The sequence below is a fragment of the Burkholderia sp. BCC1208 genome (genome assembly GCF_902833095.1).
Taxonomy (GTDB): Bacteria; Pseudomonadota; Gammaproteobacteria; order Burkholderiales; family Burkholderiaceae; genus Burkholderia.
Map to the genome: position 1 here is coordinate 496,500 of NZ_CADFDY010000003.1, position 23,091 is coordinate 519,590.

At 63.6% G+C, this 23,091-nt stretch carries 20 protein-coding genes and 1 pseudogene; 9 read left to right on the forward strand and 12 right to left on the reverse strand.

The annotated features are described in order from the left end of the window. Positions 1-11: 11 nt before the first annotated feature. Complete coding sequence (locus HWX09_RS09835) at positions 12-437, reverse strand: organic hydroperoxide resistance protein (protein WP_027786327.1); 426 nt, start codon at positions 435-437, stop codon at positions 12-14. Between the two features lie 224 nt (positions 438-661). Beyond that, positions 662-1,228 carry a TetR/AcrR family transcriptional regulator gene (locus HWX09_RS09840; RefSeq protein ID WP_027786326.1) on the reverse strand — a complete coding sequence of 189 codons (567 nt, stop codon included), beginning with the start codon at positions 1,226-1,228 and terminating at the stop codon, positions 662-664. 288 nt (positions 1,229-1,516) lie between these two features. Between HWX09_RS09840 and HWX09_RS09845 the strand changes: the two genes are divergently transcribed. The 3 genes from HWX09_RS09845 to HWX09_RS09855 all read left to right on the forward strand — a co-directional run bounded on the left by HWX09_RS09845 (position 1,517) and on the right by HWX09_RS09855 (position 5,526). Beyond that, entirely contained in the window at positions 1,517-3,370 is a 1,854-nt protein-coding gene (locus HWX09_RS09845; protein ID WP_027786325.1) for an ABC transporter ATP-binding protein, read from the forward strand. A gap of 169 nt (positions 3,371-3,539) precedes the next feature. Then, positions 3,540-3,944, forward strand: coding sequence for a helix-turn-helix domain-containing protein (locus HWX09_RS09850; RefSeq protein ID WP_027786324.1), 405 nt, complete (start codon positions 3,540-3,542; stop codon positions 3,942-3,944). A 514-nt stretch (positions 3,945-4,458) separates the two neighbouring features. Further along, positions 4,459-5,526, forward strand: a complete 1,068-nt coding sequence (locus HWX09_RS09855; protein ID WP_027786323.1) for an alkene reductase — start codon at positions 4,459-4,461, stop codon at positions 5,524-5,526. A 478-nt stretch (positions 5,527-6,004) separates the two neighbouring features. On the opposite strand, the gene HWX09_RS09860 is transcribed toward HWX09_RS09855, so the two are convergent. The 3 genes from HWX09_RS09860 to HWX09_RS09870 all read right to left on the reverse strand — a co-directional run bounded on the left by HWX09_RS09860 (position 6,005) and on the right by HWX09_RS09870 (position 9,987). Further along, entirely contained in the window at positions 6,005-7,546 is a 1,542-nt protein-coding gene (locus HWX09_RS09860) for a tannase/feruloyl esterase family alpha/beta hydrolase (protein ID WP_230469156.1), read from the reverse strand. A gap of 238 nt (positions 7,547-7,784) precedes the next feature. Continuing rightward, positions 7,785-8,216, reverse strand: coding sequence for a MaoC/PaaZ C-terminal domain-containing protein (locus HWX09_RS09865; RefSeq protein WP_027786320.1), 432 nt, complete (start codon positions 8,214-8,216; stop codon positions 7,785-7,787). Positions 8,217-8,331: 115 nt separating this feature from the next. Beyond that, a complete protein-coding gene (locus HWX09_RS09870; protein ID WP_027786319.1) occupies positions 8,332-9,987 on the reverse strand; it encodes an AMP-binding protein in 1,656 nt (551 codons plus the stop codon). 242 nt (positions 9,988-10,229) lie between these two features. Here HWX09_RS09870 and HWX09_RS09875 point away from each other — a divergent pair, with 242 nt between their 5' ends. Together HWX09_RS09875 and HWX09_RS09880 are read left to right on the forward strand one after the other, a co-directional pair. After that, positions 10,230-10,952, forward strand: a complete 723-nt coding sequence (locus HWX09_RS09875; protein ID WP_027786318.1) for a nitroreductase — start codon at positions 10,230-10,232, stop codon at positions 10,950-10,952. Positions 10,953-11,016: 64 nt separating this feature from the next. Further along, positions 11,017-12,384: an MFS transporter gene (locus HWX09_RS09880; RefSeq protein WP_027786317.1), complete on the forward strand. Its 1,368-nt coding sequence runs from the start codon at positions 11,017-11,019 to the stop codon at positions 12,382-12,384. A gap of 180 nt (positions 12,385-12,564) precedes the next feature. Here the strand turns inward: HWX09_RS09880 and HWX09_RS09885 are convergent, their stop codons facing one another. Further along, entirely contained in the window at positions 12,565-13,209 is a 645-nt protein-coding gene (locus tag HWX09_RS09885) for a TetR/AcrR family transcriptional regulator (RefSeq protein WP_027786316.1), read from the reverse strand. Between the two features lie 350 nt (positions 13,210-13,559). On the opposite strand from HWX09_RS09885, the gene HWX09_RS09890 reads away from it, so the two are divergent. Beyond that, positions 13,560-14,360 carry a Crp/Fnr family transcriptional regulator gene (locus HWX09_RS09890; RefSeq protein ID WP_227789474.1) on the forward strand — a complete coding sequence of 267 codons (801 nt, stop codon included), beginning with the start codon at positions 13,560-13,562 and terminating at the stop codon, positions 14,358-14,360. Between the two features lie 179 nt (positions 14,361-14,539). Here the strand turns inward: HWX09_RS09890 and HWX09_RS09895 are convergent, their stop codons facing one another. The 3 genes from HWX09_RS09895 to HWX09_RS09905 all read right to left on the reverse strand — a co-directional run bounded on the left by HWX09_RS09895 (position 14,540) and on the right by HWX09_RS09905 (position 16,931). After that, positions 14,540-15,007: a hypothetical protein gene (locus HWX09_RS09895; protein WP_027786315.1), complete on the reverse strand. Its 468-nt coding sequence runs from the start codon at positions 15,005-15,007 to the stop codon at positions 14,540-14,542. A gap of 57 nt (positions 15,008-15,064) precedes the next feature. Continuing rightward, positions 15,065-15,733 carry a hypothetical protein gene (locus HWX09_RS09900; protein WP_027786314.1) on the reverse strand — a complete coding sequence of 223 codons (669 nt, stop codon included), beginning with the start codon at positions 15,731-15,733 and terminating at the stop codon, positions 15,065-15,067. A gap of 220 nt (positions 15,734-15,953) precedes the next feature. Next, positions 15,954-16,931, reverse strand: a complete 978-nt coding sequence (locus HWX09_RS09905; RefSeq protein ID WP_027786313.1) for a LysR substrate-binding domain-containing protein — start codon at positions 16,929-16,931, stop codon at positions 15,954-15,956. Between the two features lie 57 nt (positions 16,932-16,988). Here HWX09_RS09905 and HWX09_RS09910 point away from each other — a divergent pair. The 3 genes and pseudogenes from HWX09_RS09910 to HWX09_RS09920 all read left to right on the forward strand — a co-directional run bounded on the left by HWX09_RS09910 (position 16,989) and on the right by HWX09_RS09920 (position 20,074). Continuing rightward, positions 16,989-17,886, forward strand: a pseudogene (locus tag HWX09_RS09910) (EamA family transporter). Between the two features lie 643 nt (positions 17,887-18,529). Next, entirely contained in the window at positions 18,530-19,684 is a 1,155-nt protein-coding gene (locus HWX09_RS09915) for a branched-chain amino acid ABC transporter substrate-binding protein (protein ID WP_027786312.1), read from the forward strand. 87 nt (positions 19,685-19,771) lie between these two features. Next, entirely contained in the window at positions 19,772-20,074 is a 303-nt protein-coding gene (locus HWX09_RS09920) for a hypothetical protein (RefSeq protein WP_027786311.1), read from the forward strand. A 52-nt stretch (positions 20,075-20,126) separates the two neighbouring features. Here HWX09_RS09920 and HWX09_RS09925 read toward each other — a convergent pair whose 3' ends face one another. The 3 genes from HWX09_RS09925 to HWX09_RS09935 form a co-directional block, all read right to left on the reverse strand. After that, positions 20,127-20,612: a prolyl-tRNA synthetase associated domain-containing protein gene (locus HWX09_RS09925; protein WP_158683530.1), complete on the reverse strand. Its 486-nt coding sequence runs from the start codon at positions 20,610-20,612 to the stop codon at positions 20,127-20,129. Between the two features lie 84 nt (positions 20,613-20,696). Further along, positions 20,697-22,112 (reverse strand): aspartate ammonia-lyase, encoded by a 1,416-nt coding sequence (locus tag HWX09_RS09930; protein ID WP_027786310.1) that lies wholly within the window; start codon positions 22,110-22,112, stop codon positions 20,697-20,699. Further along, the gene (locus HWX09_RS09935; protein ID WP_027786309.1) at positions 22,090-23,091 is read right to left on the reverse strand and encodes a LysR family transcriptional regulator; all 1,002 of its coding nucleotides are present in this window, start codon (positions 23,089-23,091) and stop codon (positions 22,090-22,092) included. Before HWX09_RS09935 ends, HWX09_RS09930 begins: the two co-directional genes overlap by 23 nt.

A 23,091-nucleotide genomic window follows, 5' to 3' on the forward strand; every position in this document is an offset into this window, starting at 1 on the left:
AGTGCGATCGATCAGACGAGCGTGAGCGTGACGTCGATGTTGCCGCGCGTCGCGTTCGAGTACGGGCAGACGACGTGCGCGCGCTCGATCAGCGTTTGCGCGATGTCGCGATCGAGGCCGGGCAACGAGATCTTCAGTTCCACTTCGATGCCGAAGCCGTTCGGGATCGCGCCGATACCGACGCTGCCTTCGATCGCGGCGTCCGCGGGCATCGCGATCTTGTCGCGCGCCGCGACGAACTTCATCGCGCCGATGAAACACGCGCTGTAGCCTGCGGCGAACAGTTGCTCGGGGTTCGCGCCCGCCCCGCCCGCGCCGCCGAGCTCGCGCGGCGTGGTCAGCTTCAGGTCGAGACCGCTTTCGGGCACCGTCGCACGGCCGTCGCGGCCGCCGGTGGCTTTTGCATGGGCGCGGTACAGCACTTTTTCGATCGACATGACAGACTCCTTTTTCAGCAAATGAATGAAACAGCCTTCGAACCGGGGCCCGCGTGCCGGCGGCTTCTCCGTCGACATCGCATCAATTTATCTACTCATAGATAGACAAACAGTCCCAAAAAAGCAGATGGGCGATCCATCTGCGCCAGCCATCTATCTACTACATGATAGATAACGAGATTCAATAAAAAGGCGGCGAACCGCCCGACTGCTTGCGCCGCCCGTCAGGGCCGCGTTTTCCAGACGGCCCCGACATCCTCGAGACGCGCCCGCGTGTGAAACAGCCGGCTGGCCAGCACGCTGCCCTGAAACGCCGCGTACAACGTGCGCGCCGCCGTATCGGGCTCGCCGCTGAACCGCAGCGTGCCTTCCTTCGCGCCTTGCGCGAGCAATTCCGCGAGCCAGCGCTCGTTGGCCGAGAAGAACGCCTGCACGGCCTGCCGCACGTTCTCCGGCAACGTTTCGATGTCGGCCGCGAGCATTCCGCACAGGCAGATCAGGTTGCCGTCACCGAGCGTGCGGCCGAACATCTTCGTGTACAGGCTCAGCTTTACGTCGGCCGGCAAGGCCGGATCGATTGCCCGCACGGCCGCGAGGACTTCGTCGCTGTAGGCCGCCACCGCTTCCAGCACGAGATCGTCCTTCGACGGGAAGTAGTAGTGGATGCTCGACGTCTTCACGCCCACCAGATCGGACAGGTCTCGATAGCTGAAGCCGTTGTAACCGCGCTGCATCATCAGCGTGATCGCATGATCGAGAATCTGTTCGCGGACGGTCGGTTTCGTTTCCATGAATCGAACTTTATCTACTCATAGATAGATAGTCAAGGGTTTTTTAGGAACGTGATTCCATTCGTGCGAGCCCGATGCGCGAGTACAGCGCCGTTCGCACGGCCGGGGCAGCTTACAACCCGCCTGCAGCACGATCGAATCGATGCGACACTTGAAGCCGGGCCACGCGATCGCGGCGTAACGTCCGTCGGCTGGAAGGGACGTGCCGGCACACGACGACCGCATCGCATCCGGCCCGGCATCATCGGCCCACCCGCTGCGTCGGGCCGCTATAAGGAGAACACGTCGATGTATTCGTGGTTTGAACGGCGCCTGCCGACTTTCCCGCTCGAGGATCCCGTCACGCCGCCGAAGGGATTCTTCTCGTTCGTCTGGGCGTGCACGAAAGGCGCGCGCGGCTGGATCCTGCTGATCGCGCTGACGTCGGCCGCGCTGGCCGCGTACGAAGCCGCGCTGTTCGCAATGATGGGGCACATGGTCGACTGGCTGTCGTCGTCGACACCGGCCGAATTCGGCGGCCGCCACTTCGGCACGCTCGCCGGTTTCGCGGCGATCCTCGCCGGCAGCGCGCTGCTGATCGCGCTGCATACGATGGTCAAGCACCAGGTGCTCGCGATCAACTTCCCGATGCGGCTGCGCTGGCTGTTTCACCGGCTGATGCTCGACCAGAGCCTGTCGTTCTACGCGAACGAGTTCGCGGGCCGCGTGACGACCAAGATCATGCAGACCGCGCTCGCGGTGCGCGATACGCTGTTCATGTCGGTCGACGTCGTGATCGGCGTCACCGCCTACCTGATCGGCATCCTCGTGCTCGCCGCCAGCTTCGACTGGCGGCTGATGATTCCGCTCGTGCTGTGGGCGCTCGGCTACGGCGCGGCATGCGCGTATTTCGTGCCGCGCCTGGGTGCGGTCGGCAGCCGGCAAGCCGACGCGCGCGCGCTGATGACGGGCCGCATCACCGACGCGTATTCGAACATCACGACCGTGAAGCTGTTCTCGCATACGCGGCGCGAAGCCGACCACGCGCGGCGCGCGATGGAAGCGTTCAAGGCGACCGGCGACGCGCAGATGCGGCTCGTCAGCGCGTTCGAGATCGTCAACCACCTGCTGTCGACGCTGCTGCTGATCGGCTCGGCCGGCCTCGCCCTCGCGCTGTGGATGCACGGCGAGGCGAGCGCGGGCGTGGTCGCGGCCGTGATCGCGATGGCGCTGCGCCTGTCGAGCTACTCGCACTGGATCATGTGGGAAATGACCGAGCTGTTCGAGAATGTCGGCACGATCCAGGACGGCATCAACACGCTGACGAAGGTGCGCAGCGTGGTCGACGCGCCCGATGCGAAGCCGCTCGCGGTGCAGCGCGGCGAAATCGTGTTCGACAACGTGCAGTTCGCGCACGAGGACAACGATCGCGCGGTATTCGACGGGCTGAACCTGACGATCCGGCCCGGCGAGCGGATCGGACTGATCGGCCGCTCGGGCGCCGGCAAGTCGACGCTCGTGAACCTGCTGCTGCGCTTCTACGACGTCGGCGGCGGCACGATCCGGATCGACGGGCAGGACATCGCACACGTGACGCAGGACAGCCTGCGCGGCGCGATCGGGATGGTCACGCAGGATACGTCGCTGCTGCACCGGACGATGCGCGAAAACCTGCTGTACGGCCGCCCCGACGCGACCGAGCGCGAGATGCAGGACGCGGCCGTGCGCGCGGAAGCGTCCGAGTTCATCGACCGGCTGCGCGACCGCCACGGCCGCAGCGGCTACGACGTCGAGGTCGGCGAGCGCGGCGTCAAGCTGTCGGGCGGCCAGCGGCAGCGCGTCGCGATCGCGCGCGTGATGCTCAAGGATGCGCCGATCCTCGTGCTCGACGAAGCGACCAGCGCGCTCGACTCCGAGGTCGAAGTCGCGATCCAGCGCAGCCTCGACACCCTGATGCGCGGCAAGACGGTGATCGCGATCGCGCACCGGCTGTCGACGATCGCCGCGATGGACCGGTTGATCGTGCTCGACGAAGGGCGCATCGTCGAGGAAGGCACGCACCAGCAGTTGCTGCAGGCGGGCGGCATTTACGCGGCGCTGTGGGCGCATCAGAGCGGCGGGTTCCTCGGCGAAACGGCGGAAGCGGAAAGCGTGGCGCAGTAGGCCGGGCGCCATGGCGACATGGCGGCCATCGATCGTCGGCGGATATCTTTGCCGATCGATTTCCCGCCGCAGGCGCTCCGTGGCGATCCATAGTGCCAATGGTATATTCTGTATACCTAGCATCAATTCGATATCAAAAGCGCTTGGACATCTTCCAAAAGGAACCGCCATGCTTGAACTGGAACCGCTCTGCTTCTCGTCCGACTGCCCGAGCCGGGTCTTATTCGATCAGATCTCCGACAAATGGTCGATGATGGTGGTGACCGTGCTTGATGGCGGTCCGCTTCGTTTCAACGAAATCCGTCGTCGGCTGCAAGGCGTCACCCAAAAGGCGCTCACTCAGTGTCTGCGCCGGCTGGAGCGCAACGGTCTGGTATCGCGCGAAGTGATTTCGCTTTCGCCAGTGGCGGTGCAGTATCAAATCACGCCGCTGGGCCGCACGCTGCAACAGCCTCTCCGAGCGCTGCACGAATGGACGCTCACGAAGCTGCCCGAGGTCGATGCCGCCCGGCAGATGTTCGATACCGCATCAAGCCAAAGTCCGGACGGAAGGCAGCTCCACTCGATTGCATGAGCGCGTCGTCGGCCGGTCGTGCAGCGCTTCGAGATCAATAGTCCGATGCACGAAGGCCAACCGACAGATGCTGTAGAACGGCGTGGCCCGGTGCGCATGACGGAAAGCAGTCTGCGGTTTTCATCCGGGGCAGTGCGCGGGCTCCGGCGTGTTCGTATGCGGGCATTCGATATCGATTCGTACCTCGAACAGATCCACACATTGACTGCTCGAGCTATTTGGATCTGAAACGCAGAGCACCCCACTGCTCTTGCACGCGCGGCCACTATCGACGGCTCGATAGTCCAGGCGCCGACGGCAATTCCCCGACAGTAGGTATCTTCAAACCTACTAGGGCGACTCAAAGTGCCTAATTGACGCCAAGTGTACGTTTGATACCGTATCGCTTGTCCTCATTGCGAGGCAAGCAACCTGCCAATCGGTCATCCGAGCGCAAGCACTTCTTTGGTCAAGTCATTTGGCCAATCGTCGAGCGCGAGCGGCTGTCCGAGAAAACGTTCACGTCCGAGAAAATATGGAAAATCGAAAGCTTCTTGCCCCCTTGAGCAACAAAGCGCTTACCTTCAAGAACCGAGTCTTCATGGCGCCGATGACGAGAGGTCGATCCAAGGATCAGGTGGCGACCGAACTCACCGCGACGTATTACGCGCAGCGCGCATCGGCGGGCCTGATTTTCACGGAAGGCTCCCAGATCAGCGCCCAGGCGGTCGGCTGGACGAATACCCCGGGGATCTACACCGCCGAGCAAATTGCGGGATGGAAGAAGGTAACCCAGGCAGTTCATGAAGCTGGCGGTCTCATTTTCGCCCAGCTCTGGCATACCGGGAGAGCATCTCATCCTGATTTTCACGGTGGAGAACTACCGGTCGCGCCGTCGGCAACCCCTTTCAATAGCCAGGCATTCACGCCCGAAGGCATCAAACCTTCCGTGACGCCGCGCGAACTGACCGTTGATGAAATCAAGTCCACAATTTCGGACTACGAAAAGGCAGCGCAGGCCGCGAAGGATGCGGGTTTCGATGGTGTCGAGGTTCACGGTGCCAATGGTTATCTGCCCGCGCAGTTTCTGGAAGACGGTTCAAACAAGCGCACCGACGAGTATGGCGGCACCGTCGAGAAGCGGGCGAGATTTCTGCTTGAAGCCACTGACGCGGCAATCAAGGTCTTCGGACCGGCCCGTGTCTCGGTCAGGCTTTCGCCGCGCATTCCGTACAATGACATGGGCGACTCGAATCTCGAGCAGACCTACATGTACGCGGTGGAAGCCCTGGAAAAGAAAAAGCTTGGGATCCTGCATTTCATGGAACCCGCGACCCTGCCTGAAGGCGTGAAACCCCTGGCGCCCGGGGCGCGCGAGCGGTTCTCGGGGATTTTCGTGTTGAATGTCGGTTATGACCAACAGTCCGCGGAACACGTGCTGCAGACCGGCCTCGCCGATGCAATCTCATTTGGCACGCTGTTTATCAGCAACCCTGATCTACCGGACCGCTTCCGCCTGGACGCACCTCTGGTCACCGCGGACGCCTCCACTTATTACAGTGGTTCCGAAGAAGGCTATACAGACTACCCGGCGCTTGCGTAGTCGGTCACGGTCGAAGCGGGCCCGGGCGAGCTCAGGTCTTGATCTTGATCGCCGCGCTCCGTCACGCGCCGTACCCATCGGGCCCGGCGCGGCGCTGCCGGCGATGGCCGCGTAAGCCTCATCGACACGCATGATGTTGCTGACGTGGCGCGCGTTGCGCTGCTCGATGCCGTCCATGCGAACTCGCAACGGGCTTATCACCTTACCGGTCCGGCGACGATCAACATGGCGGAAGTTGCCGAGACACTCTCGCGGCTTCTCGGCAAAACCGTGAGCTGTCAGCACCGCAGTCCGGATGCGCAGCGCGACGCGGGCGTATTTGCGTCAAGTTGACACCAGCGATTGCGATCGGCAGTCTGGCTCGATCAAGCGCTAGCTGCCGCATTCGCGAGATCGACCGTCGATCGCCAGGATCAAGGGTCGAGCCTCTCGGCTCGCCCCTTTATCGGCCCGGACTTACCGTCCCGACGCTACTCGCTCATGGTGAAGTACACGTATAGTTCTCCGCCGACATCGCGGCCTTGGCGTCATTGGCAGGCCCGGTGTAGCGCGGGTACTGCGGATACTGGCACAAGGGTCGCGTGAACGCCACGCTGCCATCCGTGTTCAGCTTCGATGCGACGAGGTTCCCGGGCGCCTTGCCCTTCGTCACCCACTGATCCAATACGGCTACCAGGTTGGTGGAGTCCGCACCCGGGCCGCCGGCGCAGTGATTCACGCCTGGAGCCTGGTAATAGCGAGCGAATGAGCTGACGGTCGATGCGCCCATCGTAGCTTGCAGCTTCTGGTAATACGCTGTCGTTGCACGGTGACTCAATGCCATGTCCGCGGTGCCGTGCCAAAGGAGCAGTTTCCCGCCATGGCTCACGAACGGGCTCACGTCGGCATTCGTCGCGCTATTGAGCGCAGCCATGGTGAACAGGGCCGCAGGGTTCGAATTCCAGTCGTATGCAAGTGAATTCGCATTGGCGTCATTGGCCAGATACGACTTCACCGTCGCATCCTGAAGCAGGAACTGAAGCGAACCATTGCCATTTCCCGTCGGGCCGGTAAACCACTGCGACCATCCGCCCGGGTCGTCTTCGTTGCCCGTCAGCGCCCAGCCTGGATAGCTATACGTTCCGTTCGCGAAACTCGAAGCACTGGTCCAGGTATTCGCCGCGGCAATCTGCGCGTCGGACAAGCATGAATCGCCGGCGTCGGTCCCGCTTGGGCAGCGAAGGACGGAAGGATCGAAATTGCATGCGGATTGATTGGACACTACCCCGTCCACGATCCCGTCTGCTGCATCGCATTTGTCTCGAATCGCTTTCGCCAGCAGGGAAATCTTCCCGGCCGTGAATGCCGCCCCGGGGGCCGCGACCGCCTTCGCGTTGCGATTGAACGCTCCCATGAATGCCGGCCAATCGTATGCCGGTGCGCGGACGATCACACCGTCGAAGAGATCAGGATTCCGCTGGATTGCCATCAATCCCTCACGCCCGCCATTGGAACACCCTTCGTAATAGGACTGGTCCGGCGCTTTGCCATAGATCAGATGCAGCATGTCTTTCGCAGCAGCCGCGGCCGTCGGAACGGAACCCGAACCGAACAGGGATGCCAGAAATGGATCCGTTGCAAACGAAGCATCCGCCGAAGACGAACCGATGTGGCCGCCGTTGCTTTGAACAATCGCGTATCCCGCTTTCAGGACTTCCGGCCCGCTCCACAGGAAATTCTGGATCGAGCCATCGTAACCGCCGCCCCCCGCATACAGCAGTTTCCCGTTCCAGTTGTCGGGCAGTTGCACCTGCATCGCGAGTTGAGGCGAGATCAGCGCCGATACCTTGCAGTAAGCCGGATCGGCACCTGCCGCCGCCACCATCGACGCGTCGGTGACCGACGCACCGCCAGCTGATTTTCCCTTTATCGCGTCGCAAGCCTGTTGTGCCGTCAGCGATACCGGTGACGCAGGCGCGTCGTCACTTCCACCACAACCCGATATCCCCATCGATGCAATGGCGGCCAGCGTGATCGCCACTACCGGACTTCCTCGCTTCGTTCTCACCTTCGTCTCCTCCTGATTGGAATGGCACCGCGTCACGGTCGAGGACGCCAGGACATGCTGCCTGCGTCGTACGTGCGCATTTGTCTCGCGTGTGACATTCAGACGCGACGTGGGCCATTTTCGGGAAAACACCTAACGGAACGTGGGGCGATGTATCGCATGCCATGTTGTCGTGCGACGGACCTTGCGCACCACTTCGGGCCCGGCCGGCTCACTCGGCAACGCGCGGAACGAGCACGGAGCCCGTCGCACGCACGCACGATTGCCCCGCCGCATTCGTGATGGAGCCGTCGAGGTCCAGCAAGCGGCCGCTGCGGTGCGGCCGGATGGCCGAAACCTCCCACGCGAGATCGATCCGCTCATCCGGAAAGACCGGCAGCAATAATTCGAACTGGAAGCGCACGCCAACCACCTCCCCCATTCGGGCGAAGTGCGACGCCGCGAGTCCCATCAGCAATGCGACGGTATAGGTACCGCTGACGATGCGTGTGCCGAAACGGGTGGCCGCCGCGTAGACCGCGTCGTGGTGTACCGGGTTGTCGTCTCCGCAAGCGAGCGCGAAGGCACGAGCGTCACTGTCGTTACAAACATGGCTGCGTGCGAACCGGTACCCGATTTCAATCGCCGAGGTGTCGCTTCTCATGCGCGTGGGTCAAAGTCGAAGATGGGTTCCGAACACGTACGCCGCGACCTCGGCAGAGGAAGCCGTCGTCGTCGACGGCGCCCGCTGCAGCAACGCACGCGGTCGCTGTCGTGGACTACACGCCCGATAAAGCCGTAATGGCTTCCCGACTTCCGACCCGTTCCCGAAGCCGGAATTTCTGGATCTTTCCCGTGCCGGTCTTGGGCAGTACGCCATACACGACGCGCACGGGGCACTTGTAATGGGCAAGGCGTTCCCGGCAAAAGCGGATGATGTCGGCTTCATCCGGAACCGCGGCGCCGGGCTTCAACTCGATGAACGCGCACGGCGATTCACCCCATTTGGCATCGGGCTGAGCAACGACAGCCGCGATCAGAACTGCTGGATGCCGATGAAGCACGTCTTCGACCTCGACGGAGGAAATGTTCTCTCCACCCGAGATGATGACGTCTTTCGAACGATCGGTGATCTGGATATAGCCGTCCGGATGCACGACGGCAATGTCGCCCGTATGAAACCACCCGCCGCTGAACGCTGCCGCCGTAGCAGCCTCGTTCTTGAGATAGCCCTTCATCACGACATTGCCGCGCATCAGCAGTTCGCCTTGCGTCTTGCCGTCCCAAGGCACCGGCGCATCGCTACCCGGCACCGCGACCCGGAGCCCCTCCAGGCAGGCCGACCGACTACCCTGTCTCGCCATGAGGCGCGCCTTGTCGTCCGGCGACAGGCCGCTCCAGGCAGGCTCGACGAAGCAACTCACGGGCGTGCCCGATGCTTCGGTGATGCCGTAGACGTGCTCCACTTCAAAACCCATCTCCGACACTGCCTTCAATACGGCAGCCGGCGGAGGTGAACCTGCCGTTCGCACACGAACCGTATGCGGCAGCGGCAGGCGGTCCGAGTCGGACGAACTGGCCAATGATGCAAGCACGATCGGCGCCGCGCAGAAGTGGTCGACACGGTGCTGCCGAACGGCCTCGAAGATGTTCGAGGCCGTCACCTTTCGCAGGCAGACGTGCGTGCCCGCCGCCGCCGTGATGGCCCATGCGAAGCACCATCCATTCGCATGAAACAAGGGAAGCGTCCAGAGGTATACCGGGCGACGCGGCATGCCCCAATCCGTCAGTTGAAGCATGCTCATCAGATACGTGCCGCGGTGGCTCGGGACCACGCCCTTGGGGTCCGAAGTCGTTCCGGACGTGTAGTTCAGCGCGATTGCATCCCACTCGTCCGATGGCCAGACGCCGGAAAATTCGGGATCGCCTTCGGCCAGGAACGCCTCGTACTCGATTTCCCCGATCGGGTCTCCCGACGTCGCCTCGGTATCGGCGATATCGATGATCAACGGCTTGTTCTCGAGGTGTTCAAGCGCGCTTGCCGCCAACGAAGAAAACTCGCGGTCCACCAGCAGGATCTTGCATTCGCCATGACGCAGGATGAACCGGACGCCCTCCGCATCGAGCCTGCAGTTGATCGCGTTGAGAACGGCTCCGGACAGCGGCACCCCGTGATGCGCCTCGACCATCGCCGGCGTGTTCGGCGCAAGGATGGATACCGTGTCCCCTCGCTCGATCCCGCGCTTGACCAGTGCGCTGGCAAGGCGACGGCATCGCGCCCTCGTCTCTCGCCACGTCTGCGTCGATTGGCCATGAATGATGGCCGTGTGATCGGGATACTGGTCCGCGCATCGATCGAGAAAATGAAGCGGTGTGAGCGGCACGTGATTGGCCGGCGTGCGATCCAGCCCTTTTCCATAGATGTTTTCGCTCATTTCCACGTCTCCTCATCGGTTCATGACTGCGCGTCCGTGGACGTATTCCGTCCTCGATCCGTCAAAGCAGTCTAGAGAAGATTCGGTACACGAAATGTCACCCCCGAGACATTCCCGCGGGCCTCATTGATTTCATCGAAGCGGGACGCCGATTGTCTTGCGCGAGACATTGGCGTCGGGCGCAGATCGCTACTCTCGCCGTGTGGACGTGCGGTTCGCACGATTGGATAGCGAGGTCATGGATGGAACGAGCAGCAGCACCGCCGCAGGAACTCTCGTCGATCAGGGCGGCGGTTGAATGGGCAATCGCGACGCGCCGCAGCGTCAGAGCGTATCTTCCGACGCCCGTGCCCGAGGAGACCATCAAGGCAATTCTCGACGTGGCCCGTTATGCGGCGACCGGCGTGAACATTCAGCCGTGGAAGGTCCACGTCGTCACCGGCGCGGCGCGAGACCGCGTATGCAATGCGATCAAGGAAGTCGACGCCGATCCGTCGCGGGCGGACATGCACGTCGATGAGTGGAACTACTACCCGAACGAGTGGGTATCCCCGTACATCGACAGACGGCGCGCGCTCGGATGGACGCTGTACGGGCTGCTGGGCATCCGGAAGGACGATAAACCGAGGATGCGCGAACAGCACGGGCGCAACTACCAATTCTTCGATGCGCCCGTCGGGCTGTTCTTCACCATCGACCGCGTCATGCAGCAGGGAAGCCTGCTCGATTACGGCATGTTCCTGCAGAACATCATGATCGTCGCGCGCACCTACGGCATCAGCACGTGTCCGCAGGCCGCCTTCATGAAGTATCACAAGATCATCGAGGAGGAACTGGGCATCGGGTCCGACGAAATGTTCCTGATCGGCATGAGCATGGGCTACGCGGACGACAGCCGTATTGAAAATGCGCTCGTGTCCGACAGGGCGCCTTCTTCCTCTTTCACCGTCCATCACACCACCTGAGTCCGCCGGCAGAGCGGTCGTCACTTGCAGCAATCACGATATCCACAAGGAAATGGAGGAGACCATGAGCAACGAAATCGATGTCCAGAAGGTCGTACAAGACGCAAGATTCTCCCGCTTTCACGGCTTGATCCTGTTCTGGTGTGTCCTGATCCTGGTTCTCGATGGCTACGATCTCGCCGTCGTCGGCACGGCGCTCCCGTCGATCATGAAAGATATGGGCGTCAACGCGGCAAAGGCCGGCTTCATGGCGAGTTCGGCACTGTTCGGCATGATGTTCGGCGCCATCTACCTCGGCATGCTGGCCGACAAGATCGGCCGTCCGGTTTCCCTCTGTGCATGCATCGGGTTATTCAGCGTATTTACCGCTGCCGCCGGTCTTACACATGATCCCGTGTCCTTCAGCATCACGCGGTTCCTGGCCGGCCTCGGAATCGGCGGGGTCTTGCCGATCGTCACCGCGCAGATGGGCGAGTTCGCACCGCGGGCCATCCGGGCACGCCTCGTCACGGTCGTGTTTGCCGGCTATTCGATCGGCGGGATTCTCGTCGCGCTGACGGGCAAGCAGATGATCGAATCCTACGGCTGGCAATCGGTCTTCTTTCTCGCAGGGACACCGGTGTTGCTCATCCCGTTCATCCTGATGACGATGCCCGATTCCTTTGCGTTCCTGGTACGGAAAAATCGTGCCGCGAAGATTGAAGCGACGATTCGCAGGATCGCGCCGGACGCGCGGCTTCAACCCGGCGACCGTTTCGTCATGCCGCAGCAGGCAATCAGCAGCACGCCCGTGGCGAGCCTGTTCCGCGATGGCCGCGGATTCAGCACCGTCATGATCTGGATCGCGTTCTTCATGGGGCTCTTCATGGTGTACGCGTTGAGCTCGTGGCTGACGAAACTCATGGCGATGTCGGGCTACAGCCTGGGGTCGGCATTGACGTTCGTCCTCGTCTTCAACGTCGGCGCGGTGGCAGGTGCGATCGGCGGAGGGTGGCTCGGCGACAAGTACAACATCAAGCATGTGCTGGTGGCGTTCTACGCCACGGGAGCCGTCTCGCTGGCGCTGATGGGATACACCCGGTCCACCGCGCTGCTGTTCCCGATCGTGTTCGTGGTCGGCGGCTCGACGCTCGGCACCCAACTCCTGGCCTATGCGTATGCCGGAGAGTTCTACCCGGCGGCGATCCGGTCGACGGGCGTCGGATTCGCGTCCGGCGTCGGTCGCCTCGGCGCGATAGCGGCACCCGTGCTGATCGGCTTGCTGGTCACGATGCGCCTGCCCCTCGAACAGAATTTCCTGGCGATCGCGCTTGCCGGCGCGCTGGGTACCCTCGCGGTCACGATGATCGACCATCGCCGCAGCGCGGTATCTCGGCACGATGTGGACGTGGCTCCCACGCGCATCGATGCCGCATCGTCCGCCAGCAGGTAAGACGACGCGTTTCCCGTCGCGGCCGGTCGACGCAGATTGCGGCTCGCGTTCACGCGCCGACGTTGCAGGATCGCCGGCGCGGAACGCACCGCACCGGCAGCAGAAGCCGGCGTTCGCGCGGGTTGTCGTGCAGGAGACGCCGACGCACCGCGCGTACCGTCCGTGCAGGCGATGTCGCCATCACCCGACCGTCACCGGCAATACCGGGGAGCCGGACACGCCGCGCAAACAAAACGTGATGATGGCCGTCACGTGGGCGCTGGCCTGCTCGGCATCGGGTGCTGCGTTGCCGGTGAGCGGGACGACCAGTCCCTCGAACAGACACCCGACGATGCAGTCCGCCGAAGCCATCGCATCCTGTGCCGGGAACTCGCCGTTCGCCATCCCCTGCTCGATGATCGTCTTGAATACCCTCGCCAGCGCTCTGTGAAAGGTCAGGCGCATTGCCTCGACATCGGGCTCGACAGGTTCGGCGACCAGCGAATAGGCGAGGCGCCGCCCCTGCAACGCACGGCTGGCGAACGTCCAGACGGCGGCACCGAGACGCTCCGCCGCCGTACCGTCGCGCATGGCAATGCCGGCGACGACATCGACTTCACGCTGTGCCGTCGTCCTGACCACCTCGACCATCAGGTCGGTCTTGGATGCGAAATAGCGGTACAGCGTGCCGATCGCGATTCCGGCGGCTTCCGCGATCGCATACATCTGCGCGTCGCGAAACCCCACGTCGGCCACCAGATCGCGCGCGGCCTTTACGATCAACGGATGCTTGTCGGCCCCTCTGCGGCGAACGCGAACACGCGCCTGACTAACTGGAATTTCCATTTCATTTACCGTCACATCCGAAGCACGGGCAGGCATCCCGCCGCGCTTCCCTGCATCATCACGATCGCAAACGTCGAATCGTCCGACCGTTGGCTCCCTGTACGTTTCGTATGATACGCCCAGGCAAAATATCGAGTATGGGTTCGTGACATGCCGGTACAAACACCTAGCCACCGTGCCTTGACAGTGAATATACTGGAACCTACTCTTAAGCGAATTTCAATTCTATTTAACGGATTGGCCAGTACATCCGGATTGTCCGAACGGCCCATGCACCATGTGATGCGTGGCGTCGGGAGCCCTCGCGCAACGGCACGCTATTGTTCCGAACGATGAACCAACTTTGTGGCATGCAAACCATCGACGCAAAGCGGGAAGCAGCGCCTCCGGCCGCCGAGATGGCACGGCCCTGCAACCGTGCGAATCTCGGCGTCCGAAAACATGACGACGGCCCCGGCGCCCCGGCAGCCGTCACCGTCGACGCCTTTCTCGCACGCTGCTCGTGGTACGTCGATCTGACCGAGGGCCAACGGGAGATGGTCAAGCGCGATTGCTTCGATAGGTCCTACGCTCCCGGTGCGGTCGCTTGCCACCGGGGCGACGCCGTGGACCATTGGCTCGGCGTGATCGAAGGCATCGTCAAGGTCGATACCGCGTCGAAAAATGGCCGCGTCGTCACGTTCGCCGGCATCCCGGCGGGCTCCTGGTTCGGGGAAGGCAGCGTCCTGAAGGACGAACCTCGCGCCTACTCCGTCACCGCGGTCCGCGACAGCCGGTTGGCCTTCATGCCGCGTGCGACGTTTTTCCGGCTCCTCGAGAACAGCCATACGTTCAGCCGCTATGTGATCGACCAGCTCAACGCCCGATGCGGCTACTACATCGGTCTGGTTCAGAACCTGCGGATACAGGAGGCGCCCGCCCGCGTGGCGTTTTGCCTGACCGAACTATTCAACCGACAACTGCATCCCGCCACGACGGCGACGCTCGGTTTCTCGCAGGAAGAAATCGGCAGGCTTTCGGGGCTCTCCCGCCAGAACGCCAATCGCGCGCTACGCACGTTGACCGATGCAGGGCTCATCCTCGCCGAATACGGGGCGGTGCAGATCCTGGATCTCGAGGGGCTGAGAAAATTCGCGCATTCGGAGGATTGAGTCCGGCTTCGTGTGGATAATCGGCGGCAAGACTCGGTACGGCATGCCGTTGCGCCAGGCAACGCTGCTTCGCCGCTTTGGTGGAGATATCTCGTCGAATACGCTGGCAACCAGCGGGTGCCGGTGGGCTTGGCCGCGCGGCCCATCCAGGGTCGAACGGGCACCACACCGTCCCGGGATCAGCGTGCAGTCTCGCGTCGGGCGACGCAGTACACAGCCGCTGCCGTGATCCCGAATATCAGATGAGCGATCAGCGTGATCGCGCCGCGAACCGGGATGAACCACGGAAAGATCGCCGTGAATCCATACAGGTTCACGCCGTACAGGAGAAGCCCGAACGCGCCGCCCGCAACCAGCGCGGCCACGCACGACAGACCGTGGACCAGCCGCACCAGCACGGCCGCATAGACGAGCGAAAGCATCGCATGCACGAGCGTCGCCACGCCCATGACCAGCGGATCGAAGCCGCCGGACGTATCGAGCACGCTTCGCCCCATCACGATCGCGGCCGTCAGGCGCGCGTCGCGCAACAGATTCCGGACGGCGTCATCGCCGGCGATTGCCCAGAGCAGCAATTCGATGACGGTCGATCCAAGCGCCGCGCCAAACGCCGCGCAGAGTATCGGGACCACACTCGCTCGTTTCAATGGTCGTCCTCATGGCGGGCCGGTCGATGCATCGGACCAACCGCCGTGCAACCCGGCTTACGACGCCCCTTCGCAGTCCGACCAGTACGCAAACGGGTCACGATGTTTCGGATAGTGCTCGTCCAGCCATTTCAGCAGCGTCGCCCGGGCATTGTCCATGTCGGCCTTCAACGACGACGTCGTCAGTTCGTGCACTTCGATGGACTTTTCCCGATCGATCACGAAGCAGTTCCAGTCGGGGCCGTCGAGATCCGGATCGTCGGATGCCTTCGACGACTGGCTCCAGCCGAAACGCTTGCGCGCATCGATGTAGTAGCGCGGATGCACCTTCAGATACGACATCTCGCCGCCCTGCAGGCTGCTCTCGGCGCGCAGCACGTCGCGTTCGTCGACGATCTGCGTGACTTCCGGAAGCCGGCGGGAGCGCCATCCGGCAGGCAGCGTCGCCACCGCACGGACGCTGTCGTAGGTGCCCCACTCCAGGCCCCACGCTTCGGCCATGCGTTTCATGAACGCGTCGGCGCTCGGATAACCGCGCAGCTGGATACGGGTCGACAGCGTGACTTCCACGCCGCCGCGACCGCCGGATCCACTCGACACCTCGTCGCCCGTTTCGAACGGATTGCCCGGGCGCGGCGAGTCGCGCTTCGCGTCCGCGGGCGCCAGGCCGGAAAAAAGCTGATCCAGCGCCGCACGCGCTTTCGACGATTTGTCTGGTCTATTCATCGGTTCCCTTTTGTACAAATTTGAACCCGTACTGTAATGGTTGGTGATTGCCCTGCCGTCGGGCAAAGGCTCGATTCCGCTTCACTGCGGCGATCTCGCCGTTTTCCGCGGCTGCATTGTAACGATTCGGCATCCACGATCGAACGAACGGAACGGGCGGCCCGCCGCATACGTGACGCGCGGGCCGAAGCGGTCGCCTGCGCGAACCGCCGGGTGCGCGCTACCGCAGCGCCCTCACCATCCGTTCCATCAACGCGAGGACCTCCGGCCGATTCTCGCCCTTCGCATGCACGAAGTGATAGCTGAGCAGCGAATCGACCTCGTGACGGCTCACGCGCACGAGTGCGCTGCGCTGCAGATACGCATCCGCAAGCGGCGTTCGCGCAAGCGCCACGCCCAGCCCCGCTTCGGCCGCCGCCAGCACGAGGTTGTAATCCTCGAACCGGCGATCCTGCGCGCGCGGCTTGAATGGAATGCCGAGCGCATCGAACCACGTGCGCCAGCCGGTCACGTCGGAATCGTGCAGCAACGGCATGTCGAGCAGCGCGGCGTCGCCCGTTGCGCGACGCATCCCGGCCAGTTGCGCGGCGAGCCGCGGATGTGCGACCGGATACAGCCGTTCCGGCATGAACGGGCGGGTGTCGAGTCGACGCCAGTTGCCGCGCCCGTACCGGATCGACAGATCCGCTTCGCCGCCGGCGATGTCCACGTTGCGCAGTTCGATGCCGAGCTCGATGCGCAACGCGGGCGCTTCACTCTCGAGCGCGGGCTGCCGCTCCAGCAGCCACAGCTGCGCGAACGCGGGCACCACGCTCATCCGGACCAGCCGCGGCGTGCGCGGCATGCGCCACTGATCGGCCGCGCCGTCGATGATCGCGAACGCCTGCTCGATCCGGCCGACGAAGCGCTGGCCGTCCGGCGTCAGGCGCACGCCGCGCGCATGCCGTTCGAACAGCGCCATCCCGAGCCAGTTTTCCACGGCGGCCACCCGGCGGCTGATCGCGCCGTGCGTGACGCCGGAGACGTTGGCGGCCGCGAGAAACGAACCCTCGCGCGCCACCGTGCAGACCGTCTCCAGGCTCGCGAGCGGCGGCCGCGGGCCCGGTATCGGCGCGGCGGCCGAGAGCCCGCCAGCCGCCTGACGCGCATGCGCCGAACCGTCGGCCCGCCGCGCTCCGGAGCTGTGAGCCATATTCATATCCGGATATTGATCTGTGCGCTAGCTTAACATCTCGCGACGCCGCACCATTGCCGCATGAATACGCTTTCGTCACCGACGTCGCGCAGCGCGCGACAACCGCTCGTCGCGGCAGCCGCGATCGCGTTCACGATCGTCTCGTGGGCATCCGCGTTCCCGTTCATCCGGATCGGCCTGCACGGCCTCGCGCCGCTGCAGCTCGCGGCCGCGCGTTTCGCGACCGCCGCGTTGCTCGTGATCGCGTGGCTCGCATGGCGGCGGCCGCCGCTGCCGGCGAAAGGCGATGCATGGCGCTTTCTCGCGTGCGGCCTGCTCGGCATCGCACTCTACAACGCGCTGCTCAATACCGGCGAACAGACCGTGTCGGCCGGCGCGGCGAGTTTCATCGTGAACACGCTGCCGATCTTCACCGCATTGCTGGCCGCCGTGTTTCTGCGCGAGCGCTTCAATCGCTGGGGCTGGCTCGGTTCGCTGATCAGCCTCGCCGGCATCGCGGTGATCGCGCAGGGGCAGCCCGGCGGCCTCGTCCTCGGCTCGGGAAGCACGCTGATCCTCGGCGCGGCGTTGTGCTCGGCCAGCTATTTCGTGTTGCAGCGGCGGCTGATTCCCGTGTACGGCGCGCTGCCGTGCACCGCGTACACGCTGCTGGCCGGCGCGGTGCTGCTCGCGCCCTGGTTGCCCGGCGCGCTCGCGTCGCTCGGCGGCGGGTCGCGCGACACGGCGCTGGCCGTGGTGGTACTCGGCGTCTTTCCCGCCGCGCTCGGTTACGCGACCTGGACCTTCGCGCTCGGCTACTTCGGCGCGGCGCGCGGCCAGCTTTCTCTACCTGACGCCGGCGGTCGCGACGCTGCTGTCGGTGGCGCTGACCGGCGAGCGGCCGGGCATCGCGACGGCGTGCGGCGGCTTGCTGGCGATCGTAGGCGTGATCGTCGTCGCATTGCGCGGACGGTCGTAGGGTCGAGATTGCCGTGAATTGCGGGGCCGACGCGAACGATCCGGATTTGCCGCGACGCCGGTCCCCGAGACGCCCCGGTCTTTGCCGATCAGGATGGACGGTTCGGCCTGCGCGATCGGCACCCATTCGCCGGCGCGGGCGGATTTGACCGTTAGTTGCATAATAGTGGTGATCGTCCTCAATGAAGCAGAACCATGAAACCGGATACGCCATTCGCCAATGACCAAACTGTGCAGACAAATCGACCGAACAGTTCCCGATTGACCGTGCGTCAGTGTCCATGGCTTCGCCGTGGCGACCGGCCGAATAATGGATACGGCCGTAAGGCCGACGACAGCGAACCGCAATCCGGGGGCCGCTGCGGCGCACGATTTCCGGTATCCGGAAGCATCGACATCCGCGCGCCGGCACACGCCGCAACGGCCCGCCACGCGGTGCACCGCAGCACGCGGAAGCGGGTTCCGATATATTCATACGAATTGCATCGCGTCAGGCGCGCGCCCGCTCGCCCGGGCGGCAGGTCACCCGGCCCGACGCCATGCAAGCGACGCCCGTGACGGGTATGGAAAATCGTCCGATCGCCCCGGCCCGCGGCCGGCCGGTCGAGACGTCAATAGAAAGACATTCAATTCGGAGATGGCAGATGGAACGAAGCACTGTCGGCATGCGCTGCAAACCCCTGATCACCGTTGCACTGGCTGCCGCCGCGTTCGCGGCCGCGTCGAGCGCGATGGCCGACCAGGTCGTGAAGATCGGCAGCGTCGAACCGACGACGGGCGGCATTTCGCACCTCGGCAAGGACAATGAGAACGGCGCGCGCCTCGCGGTCGAGGAAATCAACGCGAAGGGCCTGACGATCGGCGGCAAGAAGGTCACGCTGCAACTCGACGCGCAGGATGACGCGGCCGACCCGCGCCAGGCGACGCAGGTTGCGCAGAAGCTCGTCGACGACAAGGTCGTCGCCGTCATCGGCCACCTGAATTCGGGCACGTCGATCCCGGCATCGAAAATCTACAGCGACGCGGGCATCGTGCAGATCTCGCCGTCGGCCACGAACCCGACCTACACGCAGCAGGGCTTCAAGACGACCTACCGCGTCGTCGCGACCGATGCGCAGCAGGGCCCGGCGCTCGCGAGCTATGCGCAGTCGAAGGGCGTGAAGAGCGTCGCGGTGATCGACGACTCGACCGCGTACGGCCAGGGTCTCGCGAACGAGTTCGAGAAGAAGGCGAAGGCGCTCGGCCTGAAGGTGCTGTCGCACGACGCGACCAACGACAAGGCGGTCGACTTCCGCGCGATCCTGACGAAGGTGAAGGGCGAGAACCCCGACGCGATCATGTACGGCGGCATGGACGCCACCGGCGGCCCGCTCGCGAAGCAGGCGAAGCAGCTCGGCCTGCGCGCGAAGATCCTGTCCGGCGACGGCGTGTGCACCGACTCGCTGGCCGAACTGGCCGGCCCGGCGGCCGACAACGTGCTGTGCTCGCAGGCCGGCGCGGCGCTCGAGAAGATGCCGGGCGGCGCGAGCTTCCTCGCGAAGTACCAGAAGCGCTTCAACCAGGGCATCAAGTTCGACGCGCCGTTCGCGTACGACGCGGTCTATATCGCGGTCGATGCGATGAAGCGCGCGAACTCGACCGACCCGGCGAAGATCCTCGCGGCGATGCCGGCGACGAAGTACGACGGCGTGATCGGCACGACGACGTTCGACTCGAAGGGCGACCTGACGCACGGGATCATCTCGATCTACGGCTACAAGAGCGGCAAGAAGACCTTCCTCGACCAGGTGAAGATGTAACCCGACGCGGCGCCGGCACGACGGGAACGCCACCCGTCGGCGCCGACGCCGTGCGGGCCGATTCAGGCTTTACGGAGACGAAGCATCATGTGTGCAATGGCGTATGCGGAATTCCAACAGGAGTTGAAGAAGGCGCAGTTGACGGCGCGCGAGTTCGCCCGCCTGATCCGGATGAACGAAAGTTCGATCACCAACTATTCGAGCAAGGGCACCGTCCCTTCCCACCTCGCGGTCATCGCGAAACTGATCGGCACGCTGGCCGCGCATGAAATCGACTTCCGGCGCGTGATCCGGCAAATGCGGATCGAGCCGAAACGGCCGCGCGGCGTCGGGGTGTTTCCCGCGGCGGAAAAACCGCGCGCCGGGAAGACCGTCGACGGCGAATCGTGAACCGCCGCGTTCATTGACGATACCCCTGCAATTTCCGGTGCGAAGTGGCGCTTCAACCCGTCTGCCGCGCACCAAGAGGCTGCCAAGCGGGAACGTGCTCGATACCCTGCAGGAAGTTCTCGAGGTCGCGCCGCGATAGCGCGATTGTCGCGGCATTGTCGAGCGGATGAAACAGGAAGACCGGTTCGTCGGCCAGGTCCGTGTCGATCACCAGCTGAACCTTGCCGGCGTGGTCATTGACCAGCGCGAGCGGACTCAGCGATCCAGGTCGAACACCGAGCAGCTCGTAGAGATGCTCGGACGAAGCGAACGACAGGCGCTTGCTGTTCAGCAAACCGGCCACTGCATGCAGGTCGAGTGCCTTGTCCGCGATCGTGACGACGAGGTACAAGCTGCCCTGCTTATCCTGCAGCAGCAGATTCTTGCAGCGTGCGCCATCGATCGAAAGCGCGAGCGCCCCGGATTCAGCCATATTGAGTACCGGCCGATGGTACTCGCACTCAAACCGCACGCCGCGTTGCTCGAGCAGTTCGAGCAATTCATCCCGCTCCATCATTTCCCGTTCGAATCAGAGGATTTCCAAAAAGCCGGCCGCCGCGCCGCGTGCCCGGCCAGACATCCGTCACCGCGGCTCGAAGACCGGATACGAAGCCTTGTCGATCTCCGCCAACGCGTCGGTCCTGGACAGCAGGCCTGACTCGTCGAGGATAACCGCCAGCGGGCGGCCTTCCGCAACCGACTGACGCGCCAGCTTGCTCACGCGTGCGTAGCCGAGCGTGGGCACGAGCGCGGTGGCAACCGCCATCGAATCCATCAGATGCTGCTCGTTGCGCGCGATATCCGCCTTGATGCCGGCGACGCATTTCCGGGCAAATCGCTGGATGCCGTTGGTCAACAGCGTGATGCTGTCGAACACGCGGGACGCCACGACCGGCTCGAAATGATTGATCTCCAGTTCGCCGTACTGGACCGCCTGTGCGACCGCGACATCGTTGCCGATCACCGCAAAGCTCAGCTGGATCATCGCCATCGGCAACACCGGGTTGACCTTGCCCGGCATGATCGACGACCCGGCTTGTGCTTCAGGGAGCCGCAGTTCGCCCAATCCCCCCGCCGGGCCGGACGACAGGACGGTCAGGTCCGATGCGATCTTCGCGAGCGATGCCGCACATGTCCGAAGCTCGCCCGAGACCCGCGAGTACACGTCCATGTTCTGCATGGCATCGAACGGATTGACCGGTGCGACATAGTCGACACCCGTGATCTCCGACAGATGCTTGAAGACAGCCGGCCGATACCCGGCAGGCGCACCGAATCCGGTCCCGATCGCCGTGCCGCCCAGCGGAAGCGTACGCAGCTTGCCGCGCACCGCCGTCAGTTCCTCGGTCAGACGCCGGGTCAGCGACGCATAGCCGCCGAAAAGCTGGCCGAGCCGCATCGGCTGCGCATCCTGCAAACATGTCCGGCCAAGATGCAGGACATCGGCAAACTCGGCGGCCTTGTCGTCGAACCGTTCGGCAAGATGGTCCAGTGCGGCGACGAGCGGCCCGAGCAGCGCATATGTCGCGATCTTCATCGCGGCTGGATAGACGTCGTTGGTGGACTGCGAGCGATTGACATGGTCGTTCGGATGGACCACGTCGTACGACCCGGCGGCATGACCGAGGACCTGTTGCGCGCGGTTCGCGATCACTTCGTTGAAGTTCATGTTCGTCGACGTGCCGCCGGAGCCCTCGAGCAGATCGACGATCAGCGAGTCGGAAAACCTGCCGTCGATGATTTCCCGGCACGCCTGGCCTATCGCATCGCATTGCTGCTGCGTAATCACGCCGTTGTCGCGGTTCGCGAGCGCCGCCGCCCATTTGCATTGCGCGAACGCCGTCGGGAACGCCGCATAGTGCGCGATACCCAGCGGCGAAACCGTCAGATTGTCAACGCCCCGCACCGAATTGACGCCATACAGTTTGTCGGCCGGAATCGTGACTTCGCCGACATAATCGCGTTCCGTACGGGTTTCAGCTTTGGCCAGACTGTTCATGTGAGTTCCTGTTTCCAACATCGATGAGTTGTTCGATTTCCTGACCGAGGGCTCGTTTCACACGCGGCAGGAATGACTGTTCGATCACTTCGCATGCCGTATCGCATGCATCTTCGAAGAAGGCGCCGTATTCGTCCCGACGCGCCACCAGATACAGCGACCGCTCGAGACCGAGCCGGTCGACGACGTGGGTCTTCACCTGGTCCGCATAGGCGGCCCCCTGCAGCAGGCACATCGGCGACGTCACGGCCCATCCGATGCCCTCGGCCACCATCGAGGTCAGCGCGTCGGCATTGTCGAGCTCCAGGCGGGTCGGGGTACGTACTTCGATGCGTCGCAGATAACGCTCGATCTGCATGCCGACCTGTGAATTCCGGTTGAAACGCACGATCGGCAATGCGTTGGCAAGCGCCCTGATGTCGTCGACGGTCCGGATCGACTTGCGAAAATCCTTGGGCGTGACGACCAGATATTTCTCGGAAAGGAGGCGGAATCGCACGATGTCGTTGGCATCGATGAGCGCATCGCTCGTGACGATGAGATCGAGATCGCGCCGCAGCAACGCTTCGCCTTGCTGCGGACTCAGCCCCGTCCGGATCGACAGTTGCGAAACCTTGCCCAGCAGGCGCTTCGTGAAGACCGAACCGCAGGTCGCGGCGAACGAATCGACCAGCCCGATGCGCAGGTCCGGCTTGATGCCTTGCCCGGCTTCGACGACCTGCGCCCTCAAGTTGGCGATCTCCTCGCTGAGCACCGCCCCCCGGTTCCGCAACGCGATGCCGAACGGCGTCAGCGCGAGGGGACGGGTCGTACGATTGACGAGCACGACGCCCAGTTCATCCTCGAGTTGCCGAACGATCTGCGAGACACCGGATTGGGATATGCCCATGCGTGCGGCCGCACCCGACATGCTGCCCTCTTCCGCAACCGCGACAAAGACTTGCACGGCATACATATCGATGGGCTTGTTGGCGGACAT